Below are 25,229 nucleotides of genomic sequence, written 5' to 3'. Positions count from 1 at the left end.
GGTTAATAATGACAAAGTTATTTGATCCAGTAGAACATCCTCACCGCCGCTATAACCCTTTGTTGGGAGAGTCAGTATTGGTATCACCGCATCGAGCTAAGCGCCCTTGGCAAGGTCAAGAAGAAAGTGTTGATCATGAAATTAAACCTGCCTATGACGAAAATTGCTTTTTATGTAAAGGCAATACGCGCATTAATGGTGAAGTAAACCCTAATTATGACGGAACGTTTGTTTTTACTAATGACTTTGCAGCATTGCGTGAAGATATACCTGATGTAGCGGTCGATGATCCTTTATTTAGTATGCAAACAGAGCGCGGTACTGCGCGGGTAATTTGTTTTTCGCCAGATCATTCAAAAACACTCCCAGAGTTATCAATTACTGAAATAGCCAACGTAGTTGATACTTGGCAACAGCAATGTACTGAGTTATCGCAGACGTATCGTTGGATACAAGTATTTGAAAATAAAGGAGCTGTGATGGGGTGTTCAAACCCGCATCCCCATGGGCAAATTTGGGCTCAGCATCAGTTACCCAGTTTAGTAGCGCGTAAGCAGGTTAACTTACAACAATACACCGAGCAGTATGGATCAAACTTATTGCTTGATTATGCCAAACGAGAAGTTGAATTAGATGAGCGCGTTGTATGTATCAATGACGATTGGTTAGTGGTTGTGCCTTATTGGGCCGCGTGGCCATTTGAAACGCTATTATTACCGCGCTTTGCGATAACCAGAATGACTGATTTAACAACAGCTCAGCAAGCTAGCTTAGCTGAGGTGATCAAACAAATCACGGTCAAATACGACAATTTATTTCAATGTTCGTTTGCTTATTCAATGGGGTGGCATGGTGCGCCATATGATGATCAAGATGACTCATATTGGCAATTACACGGCCAGTTCTTCCCGCCACTATTACGCTCTGCAACCGTTAAAAAGTTTATGGTGGGTTATGAAATGATGGCTGAGGCACAGCGTGATATAACGCCAGAGCAAGCCGCTACCATTTTAAAACAGCAATCACTGACGCATTATAAAGAGGTGAAATAATGAACATTGAAAGCAATGCCCGCAACGCATTTTTATCTCATTACGGACGTGATGCTGATTTTGTTGTAAAAGCACCGGGCCGAGTAAATCTAATTGGCGAGCACACCGATTATAACGATGGCTTTGTACTTCCTTGTGCCATTGAATATGCCACTTATATTGCTGTTGCACCTCGTACTGATAACACGGTTAATGTGTTAGCACTTGATTGTGATAATGAAATCGACAGCTTTGTGCTAGGCCAAGAAATAGCTCATCACCCAAGCCAGAGTTGGAGCAATTATGTGCGCGGTGTGGTTGATGAGTTACAAAAACGCGGTCATGTGTTGTCGGGCTGTGATATCTGCATTACAGGCAATGTGCCGCAAGGGGCGGGTTTAAGCTCCTCGGCCGCCTTAGAAGTTGGTGTTGCTTATGCCTTTAACCATTTATGTAATTTATTTATTGAACGTAAAGAAATCGCTAAAATTGGTCAAGCGGCAGAAAACAATTTTGTGGGTTGCAACTGCGGCATTATGGATCAATTAATTTCCGCGTGCGGTCAACAAGGTCAAGCACTAGGAATTGATTGTCAGTCACTCGATTTAATTGAGGTAAGCATTAATGATGGCATGACCATCATGATGATCAACTCAAATGTAAAGCGTGGATTAGTAGATAGCGAATATAATCTTCGTCGCGAACAGTGCTATACCGGCGCACAAGCATTTTCAAAACCTAGTTTACGCCATGTTTCTATTGAAGATTATGAAGCTAATAAGGCGCAGTTGGATAAGCAAGTTGCAAAGCGTGTTGAGCATATAGTGTATGAAAACGCGCGGACTCTATCGGCAATGCAAGCCTTCACAAATAATGATATTTCTACGTTAAGTAAGCTGATGGCACAAAGCCATCAGTCTATGCGCGATTTATTTGAAATTACCACTCCAGAAATAGATACCCTCGTGGAAATTATTAACAGTGTAATGGGTAACAAAGGTGGAGTACGTATGACTGGTGGTGGCTTTGGCGGTTGTGTGGTGGCGTTTGTACCAAATTGTATGGTCGAAGAGGTTAGTGCGGCAATTGCAGCGAATTATCAGCAACAAACCGGTATCAAAGAAACTATTTATACCAGTTTACCTGCATCAGGCGTGTCAGTAATTAGAGCATAAAGGTGGTTAAATGAAAAAAGTACTTGTCACTGGTGGTGCCGGATATATTGGCAGTCATACTGTATTGAGCTTATTAAACAGTGGTTTTGAGGTGGTTGTTATTGATGATTTGAGTAACTCAAGTCGTGAATCACTAATAAGAGTCGAAAAGCTAGCACAAAAAAAAGTAGAGTTTATTCATGCAAGTTTACTGGATCAAGAAAAACTCAAAGCAACATTTGACGCCCACGATTTTAGCTCTGTAATTCATTTCGCAGGTTTAAAAGCGGTGGGCGAATCAATGCAAAAACCATTGAGCTATTACCAAAATAATTTGATATCAACACTTAATTTATGTCAATGCATGGCAGAATTTAATGTTAATAAACTGGTGTTTAGTTCATCAGCGACAGTTTATGGTGAGGATGCAAAACCACCTTATACTGAGGAACTCCCGCTGAGCCGCGCATCAAGCCCTTATGGGCAAACCAAAGTCATGATTGAGCAAATGCTGCAAGATATTGTAAAGGCAGGTAAATTACAGGTAGCAAGTCTACGTTACTTTAATCCTATTGGTGCTGACAAAAGTGGTTTAATTGGCGAAGACCCATTGGGTATTCCTAATAATTTGATGCCTTTTATCGCGCAAGTAGCGGTTGGTAAACGTGAAAAGCTATCTATTTTTGGGGGAGATTACCCAACTGAAGATGGCACTTGTGAGCGTGATTATATTCATGTTAGTGATTTGGCTAATGGCCATTTTAAAGCACTGCAGTGGTTAGATCCCAAGCAACAACCCGTATATGAAGCATTTAACTTAGGCACGGGCAGTCCATTTTCAGTATTAGCTATTGTGAAGAGTTTTATACAACATACAGGTGTTGATATCCCGTTTAAAAGGGCTCCTAGACGCAACGGTGATTTACCTGCATTTTGGGCTGATTCAAGTAAAGCTAAAAACATACTTGGCTGGCAATGTGAATATAATCTTGAAGATATGATGAAAGATACATGGCGTTATAAAACAAGTAACCCTATGGGTTACCAGAATAAAAATTTAGCTTAATTACGGTTATTTAAGGAAATAAAATGAACACACTCAGATTAATTATATTAATAATGTTACTTAATCCGACATTACTCTATGCACAAACTAAGCAAACAAGCTTTGAGTTAGGTCCACTCGTGATTGACGTAGAAAAAGACGAAAGTCCTTTTTCGATAAAAATAAAAAATATCACTAAAGAGACGGAAGTTTATAGTTTTACTATGGTACTCACTGCAGATGAAGCCATAAGCCCGCCTAAAACGTCAATCAAGTGGCAAACACCATCGATAGATATTGCTGGTATCTGGACTCCAGAGTTTAACAATGACTATATAATTCCAGCGGATTGGAGTAGTAAAAAATTATCTTCAATGCTGACGCAAAATGCACCTACTTACTCTTTATTTGGGCATGATGATATCAATCGCTATACCATATCGGTAAGTGATGCTGTAAATCTTGTAAATTTATCAGCTCAAGTGCGCGAAGAGGATTCAATGATTTATCATCAACTGGATTTTTTTACTGAAAAGCACAAAGCAGTTAAAAATTATGAAGTTGAAGTTAGAATCGATATGCGTGAAATCCCTATTTACACTTCGCTGCGTGATGTAGCTGATTGGTGGGCAAATATGGAACAATATACGCCAATAACTGTTCCGCAAAGTGCTTTAGAGCCAATGTATTCTACTTGGTATAGTTATCATCAAAATATCAAACATGATGAGTTACTCGCTGAAAGTAAGTTAGCGAAACAATTAGGCTATGGTGCAATTATTGTTGATGATGGTTGGCAGACCAATGATAGCAATAGGGGTTATGCTTATACTGGTGACTGGGATCCAGAAAGGTTAACCAATATTGAAAAATTTGTGTCGGATGTACATGCTCTAGATATGAAATCATTACTTTGGTATTCAATTCCATTTGTTGGCGATAAGTCAAAAGCGGCACAAAAATTTAAAGGTAAATATCTTAGCCATAGTGAGTCATTAGGAACTTATGTTTTAGACCCGAGATACCCTGAAGTGAGACAATATCTTATAAATCATTACATAAAGGCAGTAAAAGATTGGAAGTGGGATGGTTTAAAATTAGACTTTATTGATCAATTTAAAACATCAGACGATACAGACTTAACTATTGGGAATGGTAGAGATTTCGCATCTGTATATGAATCTGTAGATAAACTAATGTCTGATTTAGTTTTTGAGCTAAAGAAAATTAATCCTGAAGTAATGATTGAATTTAGACAGCGATATATTGGGCCAGCGATGCGAAAGTATGGAAACATGTTTCGTGCTACAGATATTCCAAATGGTGCAGTAACAAACAGAAAGCGTATTGTCACACTAAGACTTTTAAGTGGCGATACCGCAGTGCATTCCGATATGTTGATGTGGCACCTTGATGAACCTGTAGAGTCAGCCGCTTTGCAATTATTAAATGTTTTCTATTCTGTACCGCAGTTGTCAGTGCGATTAAATGATTTACCTACTAGTCATTTAGATATGGTTGAATTTTATACAAGCTATTGGAATGCAAATAAATATGTTTTACTTAGCGAAAATTTTCAGCCTCAAGGTATAACAAGTAACTACCCTCTAATTAGTAGTTATAAGGGCAATAAACAAATTATTACCTTATATGGCGATTCGGTTGCAGCCCAAACCAATAATATAAGTACCATAGATATCATAAATGCTAAAAAAACGAATGAAGTGATTTTAAAACTTAGTAAAAATACATACAGAGCAGATGTAGAAGTATATACACCGACTGGTAAGCGAGTAGAAGTCTATAGTAAGGTCGTAAACGGCCACTTACTAATATTGGATATTCCTGTATCGGGTTTAGCTAAGATAAAATTAATAAGTAAATAATACATTTACTGATGTTAAAATGAGTACTCATTTTATTTGAGTACTCCTGCTTCTTCCCTGTTAGACGTTTTCTAGGCTTTATTCGTAGATTCAACTCAAGCGTAAATACGATAAAAGCGCTTATGATTCCACGTGTAGCCTTTAACATTGCGTAAATGTAAAAAACATAAACCAAACCCCCAATTTCGCTGCCATTGGCTTAAATCCAATAGCAACGCTGCAATTTCCTTATTTTCATCAGACAGTTTTGGCGTATAGCGATAGCATGTTTCACTTATCATTAAAGATGCATCCATGCCGCCATATTTTGAGCGCCATTTATAAAAGGTTGAGTTACTCATACCATGTTCACGGCATAGCTCTGGAATGGGCACACTACTTTCGGCTTGCTTCAAAATGGCGAGGATCTGACTGTCTGTAAAATGTGCTTTTTTCATAATTTTCTCCTGTGTTTACAATAAGAGAAAATTCTACGTTTGGCATCTATTATTTTTCGGGGAGATTACCAAAGAAAGTGAAATTTACCGTTTTAAAGTAGGAGGTTACGCGATCAATGTTCCTTAAGAACTAAGTTGTGAGTTGACCATTATTACACCATTGAGAATGGTCAGCTAATATCGACAATAATCGCACCGAGCGCGCTATCAAACTGTTTGTTATTGTCCGTAAGAACTGGATGTTTAACCAAACCTCACCCGGCGCAATAGCAAGCGCCCACCTATACAGCATCATTGAAACTGCGAAATCCAACGGCTTACGCCAGATTACATCATGCATTGCCTCGATGAGCTTTATCAGCCAGAGCCAGACATAGAACGATTATTGCCTTGGAACATCGATACCTAGGAGATGATCACCGGACGTTTAAGGTTCACAATATTTAGTGCAACGTTGATACTACATTCCTATAAATTACCTACTTCATATCAAAAAATAGCTTTTACACATTAAAAATTGAACCGTAATACTGTTACACATAGTATTCAGAATAAGAATAAATATGTGCTCAGATATATTTATATATCAAGCTTAATACAATAAAATCTAAAGGCTTAATATGAAACTAGAAACACTCGATATTAGTATTTTTGTCATATATATAGTAGGGCTATTAGCCGTTGCTTTATGGATATCTAGAGATGAAAAGTCTCATGAAAAAAATACAGAAGATTACTTTTTAGCTGGAAAAAGTTTGCCGTGGTGGGCTATAGGTGCCTCGCTAATTGCTTCAAATATTTCAGCAGAGCAAATTATTGGGATGTCTGGTTCAGGATATGCGATAGGGCTTGCGATTGCTTCTTACGAATGGATGGCAGCTATCACGTTAGTTATTGTTGGAAAGTATATGTTACCTATTTTTTTAAAAAATAAAATATATACGATGCCTCAGTACTTAGAAAAACGATTTGATAATAAGGTTAAAACTACATTAGCTCTTTTTTGGTTAGCTGTTTATATTTTTGTTAATTTAACGGCAGTTTTATGGCTTGGTGGGCTTGCAATAGAAACCGTAGCTGGTGTCGATTGGTTTTATGGCATGGTTTTTTTAATTTTATTTTCGATGGCTTACTCCTTGTACGGTGGCCTTAAAGCCGTAGCCTATACGGATATAATTCAAGTTGTTCTACTTGTTTTTGGCGGGTTGTTTTTAACCTATTTAGCTCTTGATACAGTGTCAGGGGGGAGAGGGATATTTGAAGGCGCTAAAGTTTTAACGAAAGAGTTACCAGAGCATTTTGATATGATTCTGAGCTCTGACAATGAACATTATCTAAGCCTGCCAGGTATTTCCGTTTTAGTCGGTGGTTTATGGGTGATGAACCTCAGTTACTGGGGGTTTAACCAATATATAATTCAAAGAGCCTTAGCTGCAAAAAATGTAAAAGAAGCTCAAAAGGGTATTGTGTTTGCTGCATACATTAAATTACTCATGCCAATAATTGTGGTTCTCCCTGGTATAGCCGCAGTATTAATATATCCCGATTTAGATATTTCTGATCATGCTTATCCATCTATGATGTCACTAATGCCACTTGGTATTAAAGGATTGGTTTTTGCAGCATTGGTAGCTGCTATCGTTTCTTCACTTGCATCAATGACAAACAGTATTTCAACTATCTTTACAATGGATATTTACAGTAAGTTGGTGCCCAATAAGGCACAAACACATTATGTGAAAATTGGCCGAATTACTGTCTGTGCATCGCTACTCATTGCGCTTGTTGTTGCAGAACCTTTTTTAGGAAACTTTGATCAAGCCTTTCAATATGTACAAGAGTTCACGGGCTTTTTTACTCCCGGAATAGTGGTCATATTTTTATTGGGAATGTTTTGGTCAAAAGCAACTTCTACAGGCGCATTTTCTGCTGCAATTGGCTCAGCCATTTTTTCAATATTGTTTAAAATATATATGCCTCATATTGCATTTATGGACCGCGTAAGTATTGTTTTCATCTTATGCTTAATTGTATGTATTATCGTATCGCTCCTTAATCAAGAGGTTCAGGAAAATAACACAGTGAAATTAGATGAGGTTAGCTTTAGTACAGAAACTAGTTTCAACGTAGCATCATTAGGTGTAATTATTTGTCTTGTTGCGTTTTATGTAACCTGGTGGTAACCAACTTGTTCATATTGTCATAACGATGTAATGTTGGTACATATATCATCGTTATCAATATGTTTCCTTTTTACTTATTAAAGAAGAGGACGAAATAAAGTAGGTGTAATTGAATGCTAAATTGGATAAATAGGATTATACCAAGGGATTCAGGGCCATTAGAGGTCCAAGGTGAGGATTCTAAATTTGGTTTCCAAAAACATATACCTAAAATAATGGAGCAAAGTCACTGGCATGGGCACATCGAAATAAATTTTCTGTTTAACTGCTCTGCAGAGTATCTCATAAATGGTCATTATATAGATGTGCCTGAAGGAAAAATGTTAATTTTTTGGGCTGCAATACCTCATCAAATGACTAATTTCACAGGTGACGGGTACATGATTAATATCTACATTCCTCTTCAAGCTTTTCTGTCTTGGAAACTACCACATGATTTTATTGAATTATTATTAATAGGAGAAGTTGTTTTATCAGACAGCTTATACCCAAATGATGAATTAATTACACAAATGTGGGGAGACGATTTAATCAAAAATACGCCACCGTTAACCATGCAGGTGATTAGTGAAATCAGAACTCGTATTTCCCGTATGGCATTAGAAAAATATAAAACGTACGGGTTTGTAGAAAGGGTAGTTAAAGAAAAAGGACAAGCGGCTATAAGGGGAATAAACCATGTCCAAGCCATGCTCGCTTATATAGCGGAACACTATGATGAGAAAATTAACATCGAGGATGTGGCTGGTGCGACAGGTTTACACAAAAATTATGCAATGAAGCTATTTGGTAGGGTGATGAAGGTGAGTATTAAGCACTATGTAAATCAGCTCAGGCTTCAACATGCACAGGCCCTTTTGGTTGATACACAAGAACCAGTTATTAATATTGCAAATAAAGCAGGGTTTGGCTCGGTAAGCCGATTTTACGATATGTTTCAAAAAGAATTACACATGTCACCTTTAGAGTTTAGAAAAACAATGCTTAAGCATTGAGTTATTTTTTAGGAGGGTTTTATGTTAATTGTGTAAGCTATTTAATGTTATGCGTGCTCTAATTTAATTTACAAACATTGCATTATAAATCAAAAAATAAATGTAATTACTATTAAATAAGAGAGTAAGTGATGAAAAAATTATTTCTTTTAGTCTTTTTAACTACGATCACAAGTTACAAAGTAAATGCGCTGAATAAGACCATTACCTCACCCGATGGTGAAATAGAACTTACAGTTAACACTAATGGAATTGATCTAAAATACTCTGTAAAAGCGTCTGGTGAAGTTATTCTTAAAGACGCTAAGGCAAATATAGCATTTGAAAAAGATGGATTATTATTACGTAATGATAAATTCAAAAATAGTACTAAACAACATGTAGACCAAGTTGTTAGGCCTCATATAAAACAAAAATCTGCAACCATTCATGATAATTATAACCAATTAAACTTAGCGTATGAAACTGGTATCACTGTTCAATTTCGCGTATTTGACAATGGGGTTTCTTATCGGTTTGTTAGTGACAAAAAAGGTGAATTTAAAGTCGTTAATGAAATTGCAGAGTTTAAATTTACGAAAGATTTACTTACCTATTATCCTCAAGAAAAAAGTTTTTACTCTCATAATGAAAGAACATATTTAAATAAATATCTATCAGAATTAGGTGATGACAACTTGGGAAGTTTACCCCTATTAGTTGAAGGCTCTAAGTTCAAAGTAGTCATTACAGAAACAGGTTTGCGAAATTACCCAGGGTTATGGATCACAGGTAATAGTAAAACTTCATTAATGGGTACTCACCCAAAAAGAGTGCTATCTTCGAGCTTGAAAGGAGGCTCAGACAGAAACGAAAATATTATTAAAAGAGCAAAAGATATTGCGTTAATAACTTCAAATGAAAGTGAGTTTAAATTTCCTTGGAGAGTGATAGCGATAAGTAAAGATGATAAAGAACTGTTAAACAACCAATTGAGCTACTTATTAGCACCAGAAAGTGAAATTGATCCAACATGGGTAAAACCGGGAAAAGTTGCATGGGATTGGTGGAATGCAAATAATCTATATGGGGTAGACTTTAAAGCGGGTGTAAATACTGAAACGTATAAATATTATATAGATTTTGCTGCACAATATGGTCTTGAATATATAATTTTAGATGAAGGTTGGTATACATTAGGCAATGCTTTAGAAATTGTAGATGATATTGATGTACAAGAAATTGTTTCATATGGTGAGTCTAAGAATGTAGGCGTGATCCTCTGGGTTGTATGGGAAACTCTTGGTAAAGATATGGATAATATCCTTAAACACTACCAAAAGTGGGGTGTTAAGGGTATCAAAGTAGATTTTATGCAAAGAGATGATCAAGAAATGGTTAACTATTATTGGCAGGTAGCTAAAGCAGCGGCAGATACAAAGCTACTTGTTAACTTTCATGGCTCATATAAACCAGCTGGATTACGAAGAGCGTATCCAAATGTTATTACTCGAGAAGGTGTTCGCGGTTTAGAGCACAATAAATGGGGTGACTACATTACGTCGGAGCATAACTTAACATTGCCCTTTATACGTATGCTCGCCGGTCCTATGGATTATACCCCAGGTGCGATGGTTAATACTCAACCTGAAAACTTTCACATATCATTCAATAGACCGATGAGTAAAACAACAAGAGCCCACCAAGTAGCACTTTATGTTGTGTTTGAAAGCCCACTTCAAATGCTTGCTGATAGCCCATCTAACTATAGAAAAGAACACGAGAGCACTCGTTTTATAAGTTCGATACCATCAGTTTGGGATGAAACCGTTGTTCTGTCGGCTAAATTAACTGATCATATTGTTATGGCAAGACGTTCAGGCTCTGACTGGTTTGTGGCTGTATTAGGCAATAGTGAAGGGCGAGAGTATGAAATAGACTTTGGGTTTTTAGATGATGGTCAATATAAAATGGATCTTTTCAAGGACGGTATTAATGCCGATAATTATGCAAGTGACTATGCAACTTCAACATTAGCGATTGACTCAAAACTTAAGCACAAAGTTGAGCTGGCACCAAATGGTGGCTGGGTTGCTAAGCTGCGTAAAGTAGCAAACTAGATGACGCAGTATAAAAACTTATTCGCTTCTTTATTCTCGGTATTTGTTCTATTAGGAATGGTAATTTATGGCTTGATAGTAAGGCCATTTTTACTAGAGCAAACAGCGCTGCCTTTAGAAGTTGTATTTCTTTTATCGTCCATAATTGTGGTCACACAAGCCTTATACCTTGGGTTTAAGTGGAATGAAATAATCACAACAGTAGTCGAAAGAATATCCAAGGCTCTTCCAATAGTTATGCTCTTATTCGCTATAGGAGTACTTATTGGAACGTGGGTTTTGTCTGGGACAATTCCTTATTTAGTCTATTTGAGCCTTGAACTTGTCTCTCCCGAGCACATATACCTTATCGCATTTGCAGCATCCGCTGCATTTTCATTATGTTGCGGGTCTTCTTGGGGGACCATCGCGACAATTGGCTTAGTGTTTATTACTACCGGTAAAATTCTGAACGTAGATTTGGGGATATTGACAGGTGCAATAGTAGGAGGGGCGTATTTTGGGGATAAGCTGTCTCCATTATCTGACACAACGAATGTGGCTGCTATTTCTGTCAACGTGGATGTGCAATCCCATATTAAAGCAATGCTTATAACCACATTACCTGCTGCTATAGTATCTTGTATTTTGTTTTTTATATTAGGTTATTTATATCCAGCAGATATGGGTGTTTCAAACTTATATGCTCTAGATGAATTAAAAGAAATCTTGCCAAATCTATTTAGTTTTAACTATTTATTATTTTTACCTCCTTTGATTATCTTGGTTGGCTCAATTAAAAAAAAGGAGCCTTTACCGACTTTAATCGTTTCATCCTTATTGGCATCTTTACTCGCTATTTTTTATCAACATAGCTCGTTTGATGATGTTGTTAATACAATCCATAGAGGCTTTTCAATAGATATGTTGATTGCTCTTCCAACAACCCAACAAGTTTTTCTTGGTAACTTATTGAATAGAGGTGGAATATATTCATTAATAGAACCGATTGTTATAATTTTAATTGTTTTTATTTATGTAGGTACTATTAGTAAGTTAAATGCGATACCCACTTTGATAAATGAAATCATTCCAAAAATTAAAAAACCAAGCAAGCTGGTATCCATTACATTAATTTCCTCTGGATTAACAAATGCACTTACCTCTAGTCAGTACGCAAATAGCTTTATCGTAGGGGAAGCTTTTACAAGAAAATACGATGAATTGAATATACCTAGAACTGTTTTGTCTCGATCTTTAGAGGACACAGGAACCATGATTGAAAGCCTAATCCCTTGGAGCACAACATCAGTATTTATTTTTACCTCCCTTGGTGTTGGTGTGTTGGAGTATTGGAATTGGCAGTTTTTATCAATTATAAATATTTTTTTTAGCATTCACTTTTGCCTATTTGGATATTGGACAAGCAAAAAGTAGACCTAATTTGGAGATAGATAATGAATAAAGAGCACAACTTTGTTACCGATTTAATTAACGATAGTAATAAAGAAGGAGAAGCTTTTGGCGCGGTTGTTCCTCCTATCTATCAAAACTCTTTATTTACATTCAGCTCTTGGGCTGCTTTGGAGCAAGCATTTCAGAATAAAGAAAATAGTCATATTTATACTCGAGGAAATAATCCAACAGTCACCTTTGTAGAAAAGAAAATAGCTAAGCTAGCGAAAGGCGAAAAATCCAAGCTATTTGCCTCAGGAATGGCTGCAGTTTCATCAGGTATTTTGCACTTTATGAATAATGGCGATCACATGATCACCTTAAAAAATATCTACGGTCCTGCACATAGTTTACTTAATAACTTTATGCTTCCTAAGATGGGAGTTGAAGTAACTTATGTATCTGGAAATGATATTGAAGAAATTAGAAACAGCATCCAACCTAATACCAAGTTAATTTATTTAGAAAGCCCCACATCAGTTACGTTTATAATTCAAGATATTGAAAAAATAGTAGAAATTGCTAAAAAACATAATATAGCAACCGTAATTGATAATTCATGGGCCACGCCAATATTCCAAAAAACATTACCTATGGGAATTGATTTAGAGGTGCACTCGTGTTCAAAATACTTAGGTGGACACAGTGACATTATTGCCGGTGCCTTAATAGGCAGCACAGATGTTATAAATTCCATAGCTGGGTGCGAGTATGAACTTTTGGGTGCTAAATTATCACCTCATGAGGCAAGTTTATTACTGCGTAGTTTACGCACTATTGATATAAGAATGGCTAAACACCAAAGTAACGCATTGTTTATCGCTGAGTTTTTAGAAAAACATGAGAAAATAAAAAATATTACCTACCCGGGACTTAAAAGTTTTAACCAATACGAGCTTGCTTGTAAACAAATGAGTGGTTTTAGTGGGCTAATAAGCTTTCAATTAAATACAAATGATTTAACTCAAATTATTAAATTTTTTGATTCTTTAAAACTATTTCAAAAAGGGGTGAGTTGGGGAGGGCACGAAAGTCTTATTTATGCACCTGCAATTAGCTGTATAAGAGAGTTAACTGAAGAGCAAATTAATATGATGGGTATTACTCTAGGTGATATGAGAATATCAGTTGGGTTAGAAGATAAACACGATTTATTAGATGACTTAATTCAGGCTTTAAATCTTATTTAAAGTAGGTGAAGGCTTTTAATACCATAAACATGAATGGTCAAAATATTAGTTTTAATAGTAGTATTCAAAAATATGTGTCATTTCAGTAGAGTTTACCAATACAGGAATGACACATGACTAAAGTTTTTAATTTCGAACGGTAATCCCCCAATTTCGCTGACATTGGCTTAAATCCAATAGCAACGCTGCAATTTCCTCATTTTCATCAGACAGTTTTGGCGTATAGCGATAGCATGTTTTACTTAACATTAAAGATGCATCCATGCCGCCTTATTTTGAGCGCCATTTATAAAAGGTTGAGTTGCTCATACCATGTTCACGGCATAGCTCTGGAATGGGCACACCGCTTTCGGCTTGCTTCAAAATAGCGGGGATCTGACTGTCTGTAAAATGTGCTTTTTTCATAATTTTCTTCTGTGTTTACAATAAGAGAAATTCTACGTTTGGCATCTATTATTTTTCGGGGGGATTACCTACGACCGAGTCACCGATATCGGCGTGGGGAATAAAGAGTAGGTAGCGCTCTAACCAACTGAGTTACACTCGTACAATTGAATTCTTAAATTAAACTTATTACAGGGAGTAATAAATTTGGTACGACCGAGTGGATTCGAATCATCGATATTGGCGTGGGGCATAAAGAGTAGGTAGCGCTCTAACCAACTGAGCTACGGTCGTACAATAGGATTCTTAAATTAAACTTATTACAGGGAGTAATAATACCAAACACATTTAATTGATGATCTATTTTAATTTAATGCTATTTGTGATCTAATACTGGTAAATTCACTCATTCTTATTGAGCTTAAATTGTCCAACATGCCAGATTTTCCCTACACCCGAGATGCGCGATTAAAAACCCGCTATCAAGTTGTTCGTCAATTTCTTAAAGTTAAAAATCGCACGGCTGTTGCACAAGCGACAGGCGTGAGTCGGCGCTTGGTAAATGAGTGGGTGACAGCTTATCTTACCGATGGCATTGCGGCATTAGACATTAAGAAACAGCCAGGTCGCCCTTGTGCTCTAACGGCTAAGCAAAAGCAGCAACTCAAAGATTATGTATGCAAACATGCAGTTAAAGATGAAGGGGGTCGCTTAATCGGTGAAGACATTCGTGAGTATATTCGCGAGACATTTGATGTGCAGTATAAGCTTAATAATGTTTATCGCTTATTACATGAGCTTAATTTGTCGTGGATTACATCTCGCTCGAAACACCCTAAACAATCAGTTCAGGCGCAAGAAGACTTTAAAAAATTTCCTTCGTAATACGCTCATCACAATTCCAGGCCACGTATCACTTGATAGAGTCAATGTCTGGTTCCAAGATGAAGCGCGGTTTGGTCAACAAAATACCACATCTAAAATTTGGGCAAAGAAAGGTTCAAGGCCCCGTGTGGTCAAACAGCAACAGTTTCTATCAACTCATATATTTGGTGCAGTTTGCCCTGCGACAGGTCAAACTGAGGCTATCATAGCGCCTTATTTGAGTAAGGATATAATGAGGCAGCACTTAGAACTTATTTCGGATGCGACACCCTGTGGGGAGCACGCTGTGGTAATCGTTGATCGGGCAAGCTGGCATATGGGTAATGTTGCACAAGACATTAAAAATGTGTCGGTGATACCGCTTCCTCCCTACTCACCCGAACTGAACCCCATTGAGCAAGTGTGGGCATGGATGAGAAATAGAGAGTTATCTAATCGTACATTTGCAAGTTATGACGATATTGTGGAGCAAGTAAGTAGGGCGTGGAATACATTTCGCTCAGACATTGATAACGTTAAGCGTATCTGTTCGAGAAAATGGATAAATTTGATCACTTAATAAAAAGTATTGGTATAAATTTGGTACGACCGAGTGGATTCGAACCACCGACCTCTACCATGTCAAGGTAGCGCTCTAACCAACTGAGCTACGGTCGTACAATAGGATTCTTAAATTAAACTTATTACAGGGAGTAATAAATTTGGTACGACCGAGTGGATTCGAACCACCGACCTCTACCATGTCAAGGTAGCGCTCTAACCAACTGAGCTACGGTCGTATCATAAATTTAAGCGCTGTTAATTGTTTAACAACGGTCGCTAATATATAGCGTGCGCTTGTGTGAATCAAGCGAGAATAGTGTTTTTTGGTTCGTTTGCCGTTTTTTTATTCATATCGGACTGATTTCACACGTTTTATAAAACCTCTGCCACCAAATTACATGTTCTTTCGCTGATTGCTTTAAGCCGTTGAGTAGAGTGTGTGGGTGATTAGGTTTTAACATGGGTACTAAAGCTTTATCCACGTATGTATTTTGTAGCCAAAGAGCTCGATAGTATGGCATGAGTAGCTCTAAGGCACCCGTGAGCTGTGCTTGATATGGCTGTAGCTGCGCCAAATAATATTTTTTAAATACATTGTTGACAATCTGCGCCTGTTTTTTGTTTTTTATTGGATTACAAAGACTCGTTAAATCTATATCTGCAAGGTAGTTTGTTGTTACATTGTTAAGTCGTGTTTGCTTTCTTACGGCAGTGATGAGTGCTTGATTAAAGTTAAAGCGATTTAGCTGCTCTAAACTTTTATAAATATGGTGAATATTAATTTGCTGATATTGCTCAGCACTTATTTGGTTTTTTATATTCGCTAGTTGCTGTAAAGCTAATTCTGTTTCTACTAAGCCGTTGAGGTTGGTATCGAGTTCATAATGTGTTAGTTGCCAACTTTGTTTGAGTTCAGCTTCGGCATATAAAAATTGTGTGAAATAGGCAGGTAGCTGCGCCTGTTTATGATGCAGCGCGGCTAGTATTTTTTGATAGCTATTTGATGTTTTGTCGAGGGTTCGCAAACAAGTTGGAGCGGCCTTAATGAACTCTATTTGATAAATTAATTTAGTCGCAGGAGTGGCCACTTTACCTAGTTGAGAGTTGTGCTCAGCAATTAATGTGCTCAGTGCGCATGAGTTAAGTTGGGCTAATTGTAGAATACTTACGTTGAGCTGTGTTTGGCTTATTAAAGGTTGGGGATTTAATTTTATATTAGTAAGCTCTGCGTATGCTGGTATAGGGGATGACAGCGCATTAGCAAGGCGCGACTGGTATTCGTGATACGTGTCACTGGGTTGCTCGCTACAACCTGTAGTAAGTACAATTGAAGCGAGCATAGCTAGGTAAACAAAAATGCGTTCGTTTATACCTGATACTGTTTTAAAGCTATTGAATAAATGGTTCACGTTTAAAGCGCTTAGCGACGGTTAACATTAATAGAATAGCAGCTACGGTTAAACCAACAATAATACCTATCCAAAACCCATGTGGCCCCATCGCTGGCACAATTAAATCGGTGCGGGCAAGCACATAGCCTAAAGCAAAGCCTATTAGCCAGTATGAAATAAATGTTATGTATGAAATCGGCGCCGTGTGTTTTAAACCTCTTAGAATACCATTTGCTGCAACTTGTAGGGCGTCTGGTAGTTGATAAATACAAGCTAATATCATTATTGATGTTGCAAGTGCGATTACTTGAGCATCATCAGTGTATAGTTGACTTATAATATCACGACCAAAAAATGTAATGGTTGCTAATAATATTGCGATCATGACGGCTAGTAAGTAGCTGGTGGATATGGCTTTTTTTAACTGATCAAAGTGATTTTGCCCATACAAGTTACCAATACGGATACTTATGGCGATAGATAAGCTAAGTGGCATCATAAAGAGTAGGGTGGTAACACTGGCTGCGATTTGGTGCCCAGCAACCGCTACGGCACCTAAATGGGCAATAAAAAGTGGAATACAAGCAAATAAGGTGACTTCAAAAAAAGTGGCCAGTGAAATAGGAATACCTACTTTGGTAATATTCCACATTGTTGCTATCTGTGGTGCTTTAAAATTGGCGAGCAGTCTTTTAGCATCTACTTTTTTACTCAGTTGGCAATATATCACCTGCGCGATTGCCATGGCAGTAAATACCAGTGCTGTGGCGATACCACACCCTGCGCCGCCCAATTCAGGCATGCCAAATTTACCGTGAATGAAAATATAGTTAGCGGGTATGTTTACTGCAAGCCCGAGCAAACTAATATAAAACGCAGGTTTAGTCATGCCCATACCTTCGGTAATATTACGGTAAACACTGAAGACTAAAAAACCGATAATGCCCCATTTGACAAAGTGAATATACTCGTAGGCCATAGCAGCAATAGCTGGGCTAGTATCAAGTTTCAAAATGATTAAGTCAGCAAAATAAGCAATTGAAAAACCAACCACACTTAATACACCGGCTAAATAGAGCCCTTGTTGAAAGTAGTGGCTAATGCCACTTTTATCATTAGCGCCTGAGAACTGGGCAATAATTCCCGTTAAGGCCAACAGTATACCTTGCAGTGCCAGCATTGCAGGGTTCCAAACACCGGTAGCTATTGAAAGAGCGGCCAGATCAGTAGGGCTCACTTGACCTGCCATAATGGTGTCAACTACCGACATTAATACTAAGGTTACTTGTGCTAAAAATACTGGGATCGCAAGAGAAATAAGGCGTTTAGCTTCCCAATTACAAAAAGTCATAGTGTTTGCTAAATAAGAAATAATTGGGCGCTAGTGTAATTGATTTATAAAAGAATAAAAGTTTATATCGATGATTCACTAACCCTTAAGTGATAAACTTACGCTCAACTTAGCAAAGTGAAGATTGATTTAATATGTTTACTGGAATAGTACAAACTAAAGCGACAGTTTTATCGACAGAGCAGCGTGAAGGTGTATTACGCTTAACGTTATCGGTAGGCTTACAGTATGTTGAAAAGCTAGAAATTGGTGCAAGCATTGCAATTAATGGTTGTTGTCTAACGGTAGTGAAATTTAGTGCGGCTGAGAGCCAATTGGCGTATGTTTATTTTGATGTGATTGATGAAACCCTCAAATTAACAAACTTAGGTCAATTAGAGGCTGATGACAAAGTTAATTTCGAGCGCTCAATGACATTTGGCTCTGAATTAGGCGGGCATATTATGTCGGGTCATATTCATTGCACAGCACGTATCGATGACATTATTAATACGCAAGATAATTGTAAAATAAAACTAGCTTTAGCCCCCCAGTGGCAAAAATATGTATTGTACAAAGGGTTTGTCGGTGTAAATGGCGCGAGCCTAACTGTGGGTGAAACCGATGAAAATGGCTTTTGGTTACATTTAATTCCAGAGACATTAGCTATTACCAACTTGGGCTTAGCAGAAGCCGGCGCGCAGCTAAATATTGAGGTTGATCAACAGACCTTTACTATTATCAACACGGTCGAGAACTACTTAAAACAAAGTCGCTAAAAGATTTGCTCATTATCACTATCGATGTGTAACTCTATTTTATTGTAAGCATGATCAATATGCATATTAAAATGAATAGGGTTACAGCAGGCACTGCAATCTTCAAAGTAGTCTTGGTCACCTTCGCTGGCGTCTAAGGTTACATGGATATGATGCCCGCAATGTGGGCAAGTTATGCGTTGTGATAGTTGATTTTTCATAAATGCTCCGACTTGGCAATCGAGCCAAAGGTAACAGCGCTAAACACGTATTCAGGCATTTTAGCGACTGCACGCGTTTTCAACATCTTATTTTAAATATAGTCGGTATTACAGCTTTATGACATCGTATTTACAGTAAAAAGCCCATTATTTTAATAGTGAATCAATTTGTTGTTTAGCTTCAGTTAGATAGTGGCCAGCAAAAATATTGGCATGATTTAAGATTGGGTAAAGCTGGTAAATTTGTTTACGGTTCTGGTACCCATTACTCAGTGGGTACTCCTTATTGTAAGCAAGGTAGAATGCTTCGGGAAGCGGGGCGAATAGCTCACTCATGGCAATATCAACTTCCCGATCACCATAATAACAAGCGGGATCAAATATACAGGGTATAGCTTGAATAAACCCCATGTTGCCTCGCCAAAAATCTCCATGCAGTAGTGACGGCTCTACATGGTGACTATGGAGTAAGTCTTTTATAAATCGGATCAAATATTCTTTATCCACTAAGTTAATGCCTTTTTCTTCAAGTAACTGTAATTGCCAGCCAATGCGTTCTTCGGCGTAAAACACATTCCACTTTTTATGCCATCGGTTGGGCTGTAAAGTTGGGCCAACAAAATTGTCATGATCAAAGCCAAACATTGCCTGCTGATGTTTTTGGTGGAGGCTTGCCATATGCTTGCCCATACTATGCCACATTGTATGAGGCTGCTGATCGAGCTTAAGCCACTCAAGTACTAAAAATGCATATTCAATGTTTGACCCACTTGTGATGTGATCAGGGACCATAAAAAGGCTTTCCTGAGTAAGCAGTCTCAAATTATGGGCTTCACACTCAAATCGCTCTAATTGTGTATGATGGGCAACTTTTACAAAGTATGTGTGGGTACCATCGCTTATTTCAAATAACATATCGTCATTTGAGCTTTGCAGTTGGCGTTTAAAGGTATGCTTAAAGTCAAAATGCATTGCTTGGCTGATCTGCTCATTAACGGTATTCCACATAATATTGCTCACCTTTTATACAGATTATTAAACTATGGCAAAAAGTAGTTAAATAAACAAACTCTTGTATGTAAAATTCAATAATCAGTTTTAAGCAATGATTTAGCCACCTGTGGAGAATAAAATGAACAAAAGTATACTCACTAATTTAACAGCCACAATTTTAGTGTTAGTTGGTTACTTTTTTGACCAAGCGATTGTGCTTTCAATTGGCTTATTTGCTTTATCCGGGGCGTTTACAAACTTATTGGCAGTACATATGTTGTTTGAGAAAGTTCCATTTCTATATGGCTCGGGTGTTATTCAAGTTAAGTTTGCCAAGTTCAAACACGCCATCAGAGAGCTAGTTATTACTGAGTTTTTTTCAAAAGATAAAATTGAACAATTATTGGCGAGCAAGCAACCGCAATTGGATTTAAAACCGGTGATTGAAGAGGTTGATCTTAATCCTGCATTTGACAGTTTACTTGAAGTAATTGAACAGTCTCAATTTGGTGCGATGTTGGCAATGTTTGGCGGCACAGAAGCGGTTGAGCCAATGCGTGAATCCTTTATTGAAAAAATGAAAAGCTCTCTATCAAATATGAGTGAGACCCCACAGTTTAAACAACTTGTAAATGACAAGCTAATGCAAAAAGCGATGTCATCAGATAAATTATACGATACCGTATTAGGCCTTGTAGATGACAGGTTAAACGAATTAACGCCAGCGATGGTCAAAGATATAATTCAAACCATGATCCGTGAGCATCTTGGTTGGCTCGTGGTTTGGGGTGGGGTATTCGGTGGCTTATTTGGTTTGCTTGCGGCTATTATATAACGGTAAAAATATTAAGCAGGCCAACTACACGCCTGCTTAATTATGGCATGAGTATCCCATACTCTATTTTGAACCAGCGACAACTAGGACACTGTTATCGTTTGTTTTCGCTAAATCATGGATACTTGTTTTGCCAGTTGTATCAAGGTTTAAGTATTTTGCGCTTTTATTAAAACCATACATGGCTGCAAATTTTCCTAGTTCTGTATCGTTACAGTGTAACTTGTTTATTGCTACTTTTTTACTCATTCGTACGTCACGCATAGTGGCAGCCAATGTAATAGGTTTGTTTGAAGTAACGGCCATACATACTAAAGTACCTGGGCTGTTATCTGCGCCAACAAATTCTGCTGCTTGAGTTGTGGTTGCTGTCAATGTTGCTGCGCCAATAAGTAAAGTTGTACAAAGAGTAGTAGTTAAAGTTTTCATCATCATTCTCCAGTGTTTGATGTCAGTTGACGAGTTAATTATTGGCTTTATTTTTATAGAATGCTGTAAATGAAAATCGACAATATGTAAGTAACTATGTCAGTCATGTCATACTTATTTAATTAATTGATTTAAAATCAGAAAAAGTATGTTTACTGACACATTTAAAGTGATTTATTTTGCCGTTTTTTATTGGTTTTTTATTGGTTTTTGATTGTTTTTCATCCTGTTTTCATTGGCTTTACAGTTCATTTACTTTAGAGTGAAAGCACTTTATAGATTATCTTGGCTGACATATATTCTCAGGCTGTTATCATTCTCAATAATTATTTTTATCTCGCTATGGAGACTATGTGAGTAGCAAGTTTTCCCGTTACTACCAGCAAGCGTATGCTTGCGAACAACAAAACTTTAATCAGTGTTTTTATTGTGGCTGCGAGGCTACAGAGCGAGATCATTGCCCGCCATTGCATATGCTACAAAGCGTTATCGATTTGGGTGAAGATGCCGACTTCATTAGTATATCTGCTTGTTATGAGTGTCATGCATTACTTCACAATGAACGATTATTGACAATTGATGAGCGCTTTATCAAGCTTAAGAAAAAGCTCGCAACTAAATATGCTAAGCCATTACGAGTTTATAATATGTGGCACGAAAGTGAGCTCAATGATATGAGTGATGAATTTGCTCATAGTATCAAAGCAGGTATGGCTCTTGGCGAAGAAGCGGCGCAACGTATGGCGTTTACGGGCTTTAGCTATGCAACTGAAGAGGCGAAAGTCACCGTTAGAGAGAAAACACCTGAGTTTGATGTTGAAGGCGTGATCTTTACAGACTTTAAAGAGGCTCTTAATTACTGTATTACAGAACTCAAAGTGCACAAAAGCGACTTTTATAAAATACTTGTTGAAGACTACCAAGGTGATTTTAATAAGGCACTTAGTCAGTATCGCCATCGCCACGACAAAGTAACAGCAGCAAAAGATGGCAATAGCTTAATAAAAGATTTTTCAAAACAGCATAAACAAAACTCAGACTTTGTTACTCGCACGGTAAAACATTTTATTAATAAAGATCCAAGTTTAACTACAGAAGCTGCTTTAGATAAGCTCTATATTAACTATATAAAAAAATAACATATGATGTAATTAAATTACATTTACCTTAAATAAATGCAGCTTCAGCTTATTTTTTGGCTTTATGCTGCGCATTTATATACATTAATAAAAAACAACAGAGATTAACATGATGCAAAAATTTGCTCCTTCATTGCTGGTCGTTGCACTTGGTATTGCTTTAGCTGGCTGCCAAGATAACGGACCACAAGACGAAAAAGTAACAATCAATAAAAATCCATACCCAAGTACTTATCAGCCACTTAAATCAACGAGTACGTTGATCACCAATGCCACAGTTTTAACAGGCACCGGTGAGCGTTTAGAAGAAGCTGACGTTTTACTGGTTGATGGTAAAGTCCAAGAGGTAGGTAAAGACTTAGCAGCCAGTGCTGATCTTACAATTGATGCGCAAGGTAAATGGGTAACGCCTGGATTAATCGACGTTCACTCACATTTAGGGGCGTATCCAAACCCATCGGTTGAATCACATCAAGACGGTAATGAAATGACCAGTCCTAATACGGCAGAAGTATGGGTTGAACATTCTATTTGGCCACAGGATCCAGGCTTTAATCGCGCACGTGAAGGTGGCATAACGTCATTGCAAATTCTACCAGGCTCTGCAAACTTATTTGGTGGGCGCGGTGTAACACTTAAAAATGTGCCAGCTCATACGATGCAAGGGATGAAGTTTCCAGATGCACCGTATGGCTTAAAGATGGCATGTGGTGAGAATCCTAAGCGTGTATATGGTCGTAAAGGTGTATTACCTTCAACACGTATGGGTAACATGGCAGGCTATCGCACAGCATGGATTGGTGCGGCAGAATATAAGCGTGAATGGGATAAATACGAGTCAGATTACGCAGCAGGTAAAAATCCAAAGGTGCCGCACCGTGATATCAAATACGATACATTACGTGGTGTATTAGATGGCGAAGTAATGATCCATAATCACTGCTATAAAGCTGAAGAAATGGCAATGATGATTGACCTATCTAAAGAGTTTGGTTATCACGCAGGTACCTTCCACCATGGTATTGAAGCCTATAAAATTGCTGACTTATTAGCTGAAAACGGCTCTTGTGCTGCACTTTGGCCAGACTGGTGGGGCTTTAAAATGGAAGCCTACGACATGGTTCAAGAAAACGTTGCGATTGTTGATGCAGTGAAAAACTCATGTGCCGTTGTTCACTCAGATTCTGATACAACTATTCAGCGCTTAAACCAAGAAGCGGGTAAAGTAATGTTCCGCGCTAATGATAATGGTTTTGATATATCTGAAGAGCATGCCATTAAATGGATCACGGCTAATGCTGCTAAGTCACTGGGTATTGCAGATAAAACAGGCTCACTTGAAGCAGGTAAGCAAGGTGATGTAGTAATTTGGAATCAAAGTCCTTTTAGTGTTTACGCTAAAGCAGAACAAGTCTTTGTTGACGGTGCCAAAGTGTATGACCGTGATGATGAAGCGTTTCAACCACAAAGTGATTTCATGTTAGGTCAAAAATAAGGAGTAACTAGAATGACAAAATTAAAACAATCATTTTCGCTCTCGCTAGTTGCTGCTGGTTTAATTGCAAGTGCAACAGCTAACGCAGAGTCTTTAGCCATAATTAATGCCACAGTTCATACATCAACAGAGCAAGGTGTTTTAAAAGGTGCCAGTATCATTATTGATGAAGGTAAAATTACAGCGATTAACCCTGCTAAAGTCGAAGCTGACAACATTGTTGATGCTAAAGGCCAAATCGTAACCGCTGGTTTTATTGGCAGTTTGAATCAACTAGGTCTGGTTGAAGTTGGGGCTGTAGCTGGCTCGCGTGATGCAGGGGATGACAAAGCGGGTATCGACTTTGATCCAAGCCTGGCCTTTAACCCGCGCTCTAGCCTTATCCCTTATGCACGTAAAGGCGGCATTACTCGTGATGTTGTTACTCCTCACGGTGGTGACAGTATTTTTGCAGGTCTAGCCAGCGTGGTTGATTTAAGTGGTGAGTTTGACAGCGTTAAACAAACACAGGTTGCATTAGTTGTTCACTTAGGTGAAAAGCGTAAAGGCTCTCGTGCTATGTCGCTTAAAACATTGATTGATAAGTTGACTAGCCATCAGCAAAAATCAACGAAGAAAGATAAAAAAGACGATGGCAAGCCGAGTACTGAAGATACAGTATTAACAAAAGTACTTGCCGGTGAGATGCCGCTTTTAGTCAGTGCTTCACGTGCATCAGATATCATTGAGCTCATCAAACTAAAACAGCAATTTTCACTTAACTTAGTGATTGCAGGTGCGCAAGATGCGGTGGTTGTTAAACAGCAATTAGCAGACGCGCAAGTACCAGTGATCGTAAGTTCAATGGATAATTTACCTGGTAGCTTTGACTCTTTGCATGCTAGTTTAAGTAATGCGGGTGAACTTGAGAAAGCAGGCGTAAAAGTGTTACTCGCAATCGCTGGTGACGGCAGCCACAATGTATATCAATTGCGCTTTGATGCCGGTAATGCTGTGTCATATGGTATGACGCAAGAAGGTGCCTTAAAAGCCATTACAGCTAATGTTGCTGATGTGTTTGGTATTAATGCCGGGCGCGTTGCTGTAGGTACTGCGGCAGATTTAGTTATGTGGAATGATGACCCATTTGAGCTCAACAGCCATGTGACTAAAATGTTCATCAACGGCGAAGAAGTGTCAACTGAATCACGTCAGGACAAACTGAGAAATCGTTACATGACTGACTCAGAAATGCCACGCGCATACACTAAGTAGTGTTTAGCTAGTTTATAAAAAGCCGCTGTAGCGGCTTTTTATATGTGTTTTATGCATCGTCTTGGTTTATACCCCAGACACAAAAAAAGGCGCTCAATGAGCGCCTTTTTTACATATT

At 38.0% G+C, this 25,229-nt stretch carries 20 protein-coding genes, 2 tRNA genes and 3 pseudogenes; 16 read left to right on the top strand and 9 right to left on the bottom strand.

The features are described 5' to 3' along the window. The first annotated feature begins 8 nt into the window (after positions 1-8). The 4 genes from ACU8V8_RS09320 to ACU8V8_RS09305 are packed head-to-tail and all read left to right on the top strand — an operon-like array spanning position 9 to position 5,116. Positions 9-1,052 (top strand): UDP-glucose--hexose-1-phosphate uridylyltransferase, encoded by a 1,044-nt coding sequence (locus tag ACU8V8_RS09320; RefSeq protein WP_446887258.1) that lies wholly within the window; start codon positions 9-11, stop codon positions 1,050-1,052. Then, on the top strand, positions 1,052-2,206 hold the full coding sequence (gene galK / locus ACU8V8_RS09315; protein ID WP_446887257.1) for a galactokinase: 1,155 nt from the start codon (positions 1,052-1,054) through the stop codon (positions 2,204-2,206). The genes ACU8V8_RS09320 and galK overlap by 1 nt, the downstream gene beginning before the upstream one ends. Positions 2,207-2,216: 10 nt before the next feature. Continuing rightward, on the top strand, positions 2,217-3,251 hold the full coding sequence (galE, locus tag ACU8V8_RS09310; protein WP_446887256.1) for a UDP-glucose 4-epimerase GalE: 1,035 nt from the start codon (positions 2,217-2,219) through the stop codon (positions 3,249-3,251). Positions 3,252-3,274: 23 nt separating this feature from the next. Next, positions 3,275-5,116 (top strand): glycoside hydrolase family 36 protein, encoded by a 1,842-nt coding sequence (locus ACU8V8_RS09305; RefSeq protein ID WP_446887255.1) that lies wholly within the window; start codon positions 3,275-3,277, stop codon positions 5,114-5,116. A gap of 43 nt (positions 5,117-5,159) precedes the next feature. Here the strand turns inward: ACU8V8_RS09305 and ACU8V8_RS09300 are convergent. Next, positions 5,160-5,553, bottom strand: a pseudogene (locus tag ACU8V8_RS09300) (transposase); the annotation flags it as partial. A 176-nt stretch (positions 5,554-5,729) separates the two neighbouring features. On the opposite strand from ACU8V8_RS09300, the pseudogene ACU8V8_RS09295 reads away from it, so the two are divergent. The 6 genes and pseudogenes from ACU8V8_RS09295 to ACU8V8_RS09270 form a co-directional block, all read left to right on the top strand. After that, positions 5,730-5,962: pseudogene (locus tag ACU8V8_RS09295) on the top strand (transposase domain-containing protein); the annotation flags it as partial. A gap of 211 nt (positions 5,963-6,173) precedes the next feature. Further along, positions 6,174-7,736: a sodium/sugar symporter gene (locus ACU8V8_RS09290; protein ID WP_446887254.1), complete on the top strand. Its 1,563-nt coding sequence runs from the start codon at positions 6,174-6,176 to the stop codon at positions 7,734-7,736. 113 nt (positions 7,737-7,849) lie between these two features. Then, positions 7,850-8,731 (top strand): helix-turn-helix domain-containing protein, encoded by an 882-nt coding sequence (locus ACU8V8_RS09285; protein ID WP_446887253.1) that lies wholly within the window; start codon positions 7,850-7,852, stop codon positions 8,729-8,731. Between the two features lie 131 nt (positions 8,732-8,862). After that, positions 8,863-10,830 carry a glycoside hydrolase family 97 protein gene (locus ACU8V8_RS09280; protein WP_446887252.1) on the top strand — a complete coding sequence of 656 codons (1,968 nt, stop codon included), beginning with the start codon at positions 8,863-8,865 and terminating at the stop codon, positions 10,828-10,830. Further along, complete coding sequence (locus tag ACU8V8_RS09275; RefSeq protein ID WP_446887251.1) at positions 10,831-12,246, top strand: Na+/H+ antiporter NhaC family protein; 1,416 nt, start codon at positions 10,831-10,833, stop codon at positions 12,244-12,246. It begins immediately after the preceding gene. A gap of 20 nt (positions 12,247-12,266) precedes the next feature. After that, entirely contained in the window at positions 12,267-13,454 is a 1,188-nt protein-coding gene (locus ACU8V8_RS09270; RefSeq protein ID WP_446887250.1) for a trans-sulfuration enzyme family protein, read from the top strand. 144 nt (positions 13,455-13,598) lie between these two features. Here the strand turns inward: ACU8V8_RS09270 and ACU8V8_RS09265 are convergent. Next, a pseudogene (locus ACU8V8_RS09265) lies at positions 13,599-13,859 on the bottom strand (transposase); the annotation flags it as partial. A 414-nt stretch (positions 13,860-14,273) separates the two neighbouring features. On the opposite strand from ACU8V8_RS09265, the gene ACU8V8_RS09260 reads away from it, so the two are divergent. Further along, positions 14,274-15,282, top strand: a protein-coding gene (locus tag ACU8V8_RS09260; protein ID WP_446887249.1) for an IS630 family transposase whose coding sequence is annotated in 2 segments (ribosomal slippage) — positions 14,274-14,707 and positions 14,706-15,282 — 1,011 coding nt in all. Because the reading frame shifts where the segments join, the coding sequence is not laid out codon by codon here. A gap of 21 nt (positions 15,283-15,303) precedes the next feature. On the opposite strand, the gene ACU8V8_RS09255 is transcribed toward ACU8V8_RS09260, so the two are convergent. The 4 genes from ACU8V8_RS09255 to ACU8V8_RS09240 all read right to left on the bottom strand — a co-directional run bounded on the left by ACU8V8_RS09255 (position 15,304) and on the right by ACU8V8_RS09240 (position 18,008). Further along, positions 15,304-15,380, bottom strand: a tRNA-Val gene (locus ACU8V8_RS09255). 45 nt (positions 15,381-15,425) lie between these two features. Beyond that, positions 15,426-15,502 (bottom strand) — tRNA-Val (locus ACU8V8_RS09250). A 111-nt stretch (positions 15,503-15,613) separates the two neighbouring features. Then, a complete protein-coding gene (locus tag ACU8V8_RS09245; RefSeq protein ID WP_446887248.1) occupies positions 15,614-16,675 on the bottom strand; it encodes a DUF3080 family protein in 1,062 nt (353 codons plus the stop codon). Then, entirely contained in the window at positions 16,656-18,008 is a 1,353-nt protein-coding gene (locus ACU8V8_RS09240; protein WP_446887247.1) for an MATE family efflux transporter, read from the bottom strand. Before ACU8V8_RS09240 ends, ACU8V8_RS09245 begins: the two co-directional genes overlap by 20 nt. Positions 18,009-18,142: 134 nt before the next feature. Here ACU8V8_RS09240 and ACU8V8_RS09235 point away from each other — a divergent pair, with 134 nt between their 5' ends. Then, entirely contained in the window at positions 18,143-18,766 is a 624-nt protein-coding gene (locus ACU8V8_RS09235; protein ID WP_446887246.1) for a riboflavin synthase subunit alpha, read from the top strand. Here ACU8V8_RS09235 and ACU8V8_RS09230 read toward each other — a convergent pair. Continuing rightward, complete coding sequence (locus ACU8V8_RS09230; RefSeq protein ID WP_421961549.1) at positions 18,763-18,966, bottom strand: CPXCG motif-containing cysteine-rich protein; 204 nt, start codon at positions 18,964-18,966, stop codon at positions 18,763-18,765. The genes ACU8V8_RS09235 and ACU8V8_RS09230 overlap by 4 nt on opposite strands. Before the next feature lie 147 nt (positions 18,967-19,113). Continuing rightward, complete coding sequence (locus tag ACU8V8_RS09225) at positions 19,114-19,974, bottom strand: fructosamine kinase family protein (RefSeq protein WP_446887245.1); 861 nt, start codon at positions 19,972-19,974, stop codon at positions 19,114-19,116. 124 nt (positions 19,975-20,098) lie between these two features. Between ACU8V8_RS09225 and ACU8V8_RS09220 the strand changes: the two genes are divergently transcribed. Continuing rightward, positions 20,099-20,794, top strand: a complete 696-nt coding sequence (locus tag ACU8V8_RS09220; RefSeq protein WP_446889553.1) for a DUF445 domain-containing protein — start codon at positions 20,099-20,101, stop codon at positions 20,792-20,794. Between the two features lie 63 nt (positions 20,795-20,857). Here ACU8V8_RS09220 and ACU8V8_RS09215 read toward each other — a convergent pair whose 3' ends face one another. Next, entirely contained in the window at positions 20,858-21,229 is a 372-nt protein-coding gene (locus ACU8V8_RS09215; protein ID WP_446889552.1) for a DUF3718 domain-containing protein, read from the bottom strand. 347 nt (positions 21,230-21,576) lie between these two features. Here ACU8V8_RS09215 and ACU8V8_RS09210 point away from each other — a divergent pair, with 347 nt between their 5' ends. The 3 genes from ACU8V8_RS09210 to ACU8V8_RS09200 all read left to right on the top strand — a co-directional run bounded on the left by ACU8V8_RS09210 (position 21,577) and on the right by ACU8V8_RS09200 (position 25,111). Then, positions 21,577-22,362, top strand: a complete 786-nt coding sequence (locus ACU8V8_RS09210; protein ID WP_446889551.1) for a hypothetical protein — start codon at positions 21,577-21,579, stop codon at positions 22,360-22,362. A gap of 112 nt (positions 22,363-22,474) precedes the next feature. Beyond that, positions 22,475-23,857, top strand: a complete 1,383-nt coding sequence (locus tag ACU8V8_RS09205; RefSeq protein WP_446889614.1) for an amidohydrolase — start codon at positions 22,475-22,477, stop codon at positions 23,855-23,857. 12 nt (positions 23,858-23,869) lie between these two features. Further along, positions 23,870-25,111: an amidohydrolase family protein gene (locus tag ACU8V8_RS09200; RefSeq protein WP_446889550.1), complete on the top strand. Its 1,242-nt coding sequence runs from the start codon at positions 23,870-23,872 to the stop codon at positions 25,109-25,111. Positions 25,112-25,229: the final 118 nt, after the last annotated feature.

Source organism: Pseudoalteromonas sp. SaAl2, from assembly GCF_052947895.1.
This window is presented reverse-complemented; position numbering and strand designations above follow the sequence as displayed.

What these genes read in the sequence shown, in the direction of transcription:
- ACU8V8_RS09320 (WP_446887258.1), top strand. Translation starts at nt 9, where the DNA reads ATGACAAAGTTATTTGATCCAGTAGAACATCCTCACCGCCGCTATAAC.
- galK (WP_446887257.1), top strand. Translation starts at nt 1,052, where the DNA reads ATGAACATTGAAAGCAATGCCCGCAACGCATTTTTATCTCATTACGGA.
- galE (WP_446887256.1), top strand. Translation starts at nt 2,217, where the DNA reads ATGAAAAAAGTACTTGTCACTGGTGGTGCCGGATATATTGGCAGTCAT.
- ACU8V8_RS09305 (WP_446887255.1), top strand. Translation starts at nt 3,275, where the DNA reads ATGAACACACTCAGATTAATTATATTAATAATGTTACTTAATCCGACA.
- ACU8V8_RS09290 (WP_446887254.1), top strand. Translation starts at nt 6,174, where the DNA reads ATGAAACTAGAAACACTCGATATTAGTATTTTTGTCATATATATAGTA.
- ACU8V8_RS09285 (WP_446887253.1), top strand. Translation starts at nt 7,850, where the DNA reads ATGCTAAATTGGATAAATAGGATTATACCAAGGGATTCAGGGCCATTA.
- ACU8V8_RS09280 (WP_446887252.1), top strand. Translation starts at nt 8,863, where the DNA reads ATGAAAAAATTATTTCTTTTAGTCTTTTTAACTACGATCACAAGTTAC.
- ACU8V8_RS09275 (WP_446887251.1), top strand. Translation starts at nt 10,831, where the DNA reads ATGACGCAGTATAAAAACTTATTCGCTTCTTTATTCTCGGTATTTGTT.
- ACU8V8_RS09270 (WP_446887250.1), top strand. Translation starts at nt 12,267, where the DNA reads ATGAATAAAGAGCACAACTTTGTTACCGATTTAATTAACGATAGTAAT.
- ACU8V8_RS09240 (WP_446887247.1), bottom strand. Translation starts at nt 18,008, where the DNA reads ATGACTTTTTGTAATTGGGAAGCTAAACGCCTTATTTCTCTTGCGATC.
- ACU8V8_RS09235 (WP_446887246.1), top strand. Translation starts at nt 18,143, where the DNA reads ATGTTTACTGGAATAGTACAAACTAAAGCGACAGTTTTATCGACAGAG.
- ACU8V8_RS09230 (WP_421961549.1), bottom strand. Translation starts at nt 18,966, where the DNA reads ATGAAAAATCAACTATCACAACGCATAACTTGCCCACATTGCGGGCAT.
- ACU8V8_RS09225 (WP_446887245.1), bottom strand. Translation starts at nt 19,974, where the DNA reads ATGTGGAATACCGTTAATGAGCAGATCAGCCAAGCAATGCATTTTGAC.
- ACU8V8_RS09220 (WP_446889553.1), top strand. Translation starts at nt 20,099, where the DNA reads ATGAACAAAAGTATACTCACTAATTTAACAGCCACAATTTTAGTGTTA.
- ACU8V8_RS09215 (WP_446889552.1), bottom strand. Translation starts at nt 21,229, where the DNA reads ATGATGATGAAAACTTTAACTACTACTCTTTGTACAACTTTACTTATT.
- ACU8V8_RS09205 (WP_446889614.1), top strand. Translation starts at nt 22,475, where the DNA reads ATGCAAAAATTTGCTCCTTCATTGCTGGTCGTTGCACTTGGTATTGCT.
- ACU8V8_RS09200 (WP_446889550.1), top strand. Translation starts at nt 23,870, where the DNA reads ATGACAAAATTAAAACAATCATTTTCGCTCTCGCTAGTTGCTGCTGGT.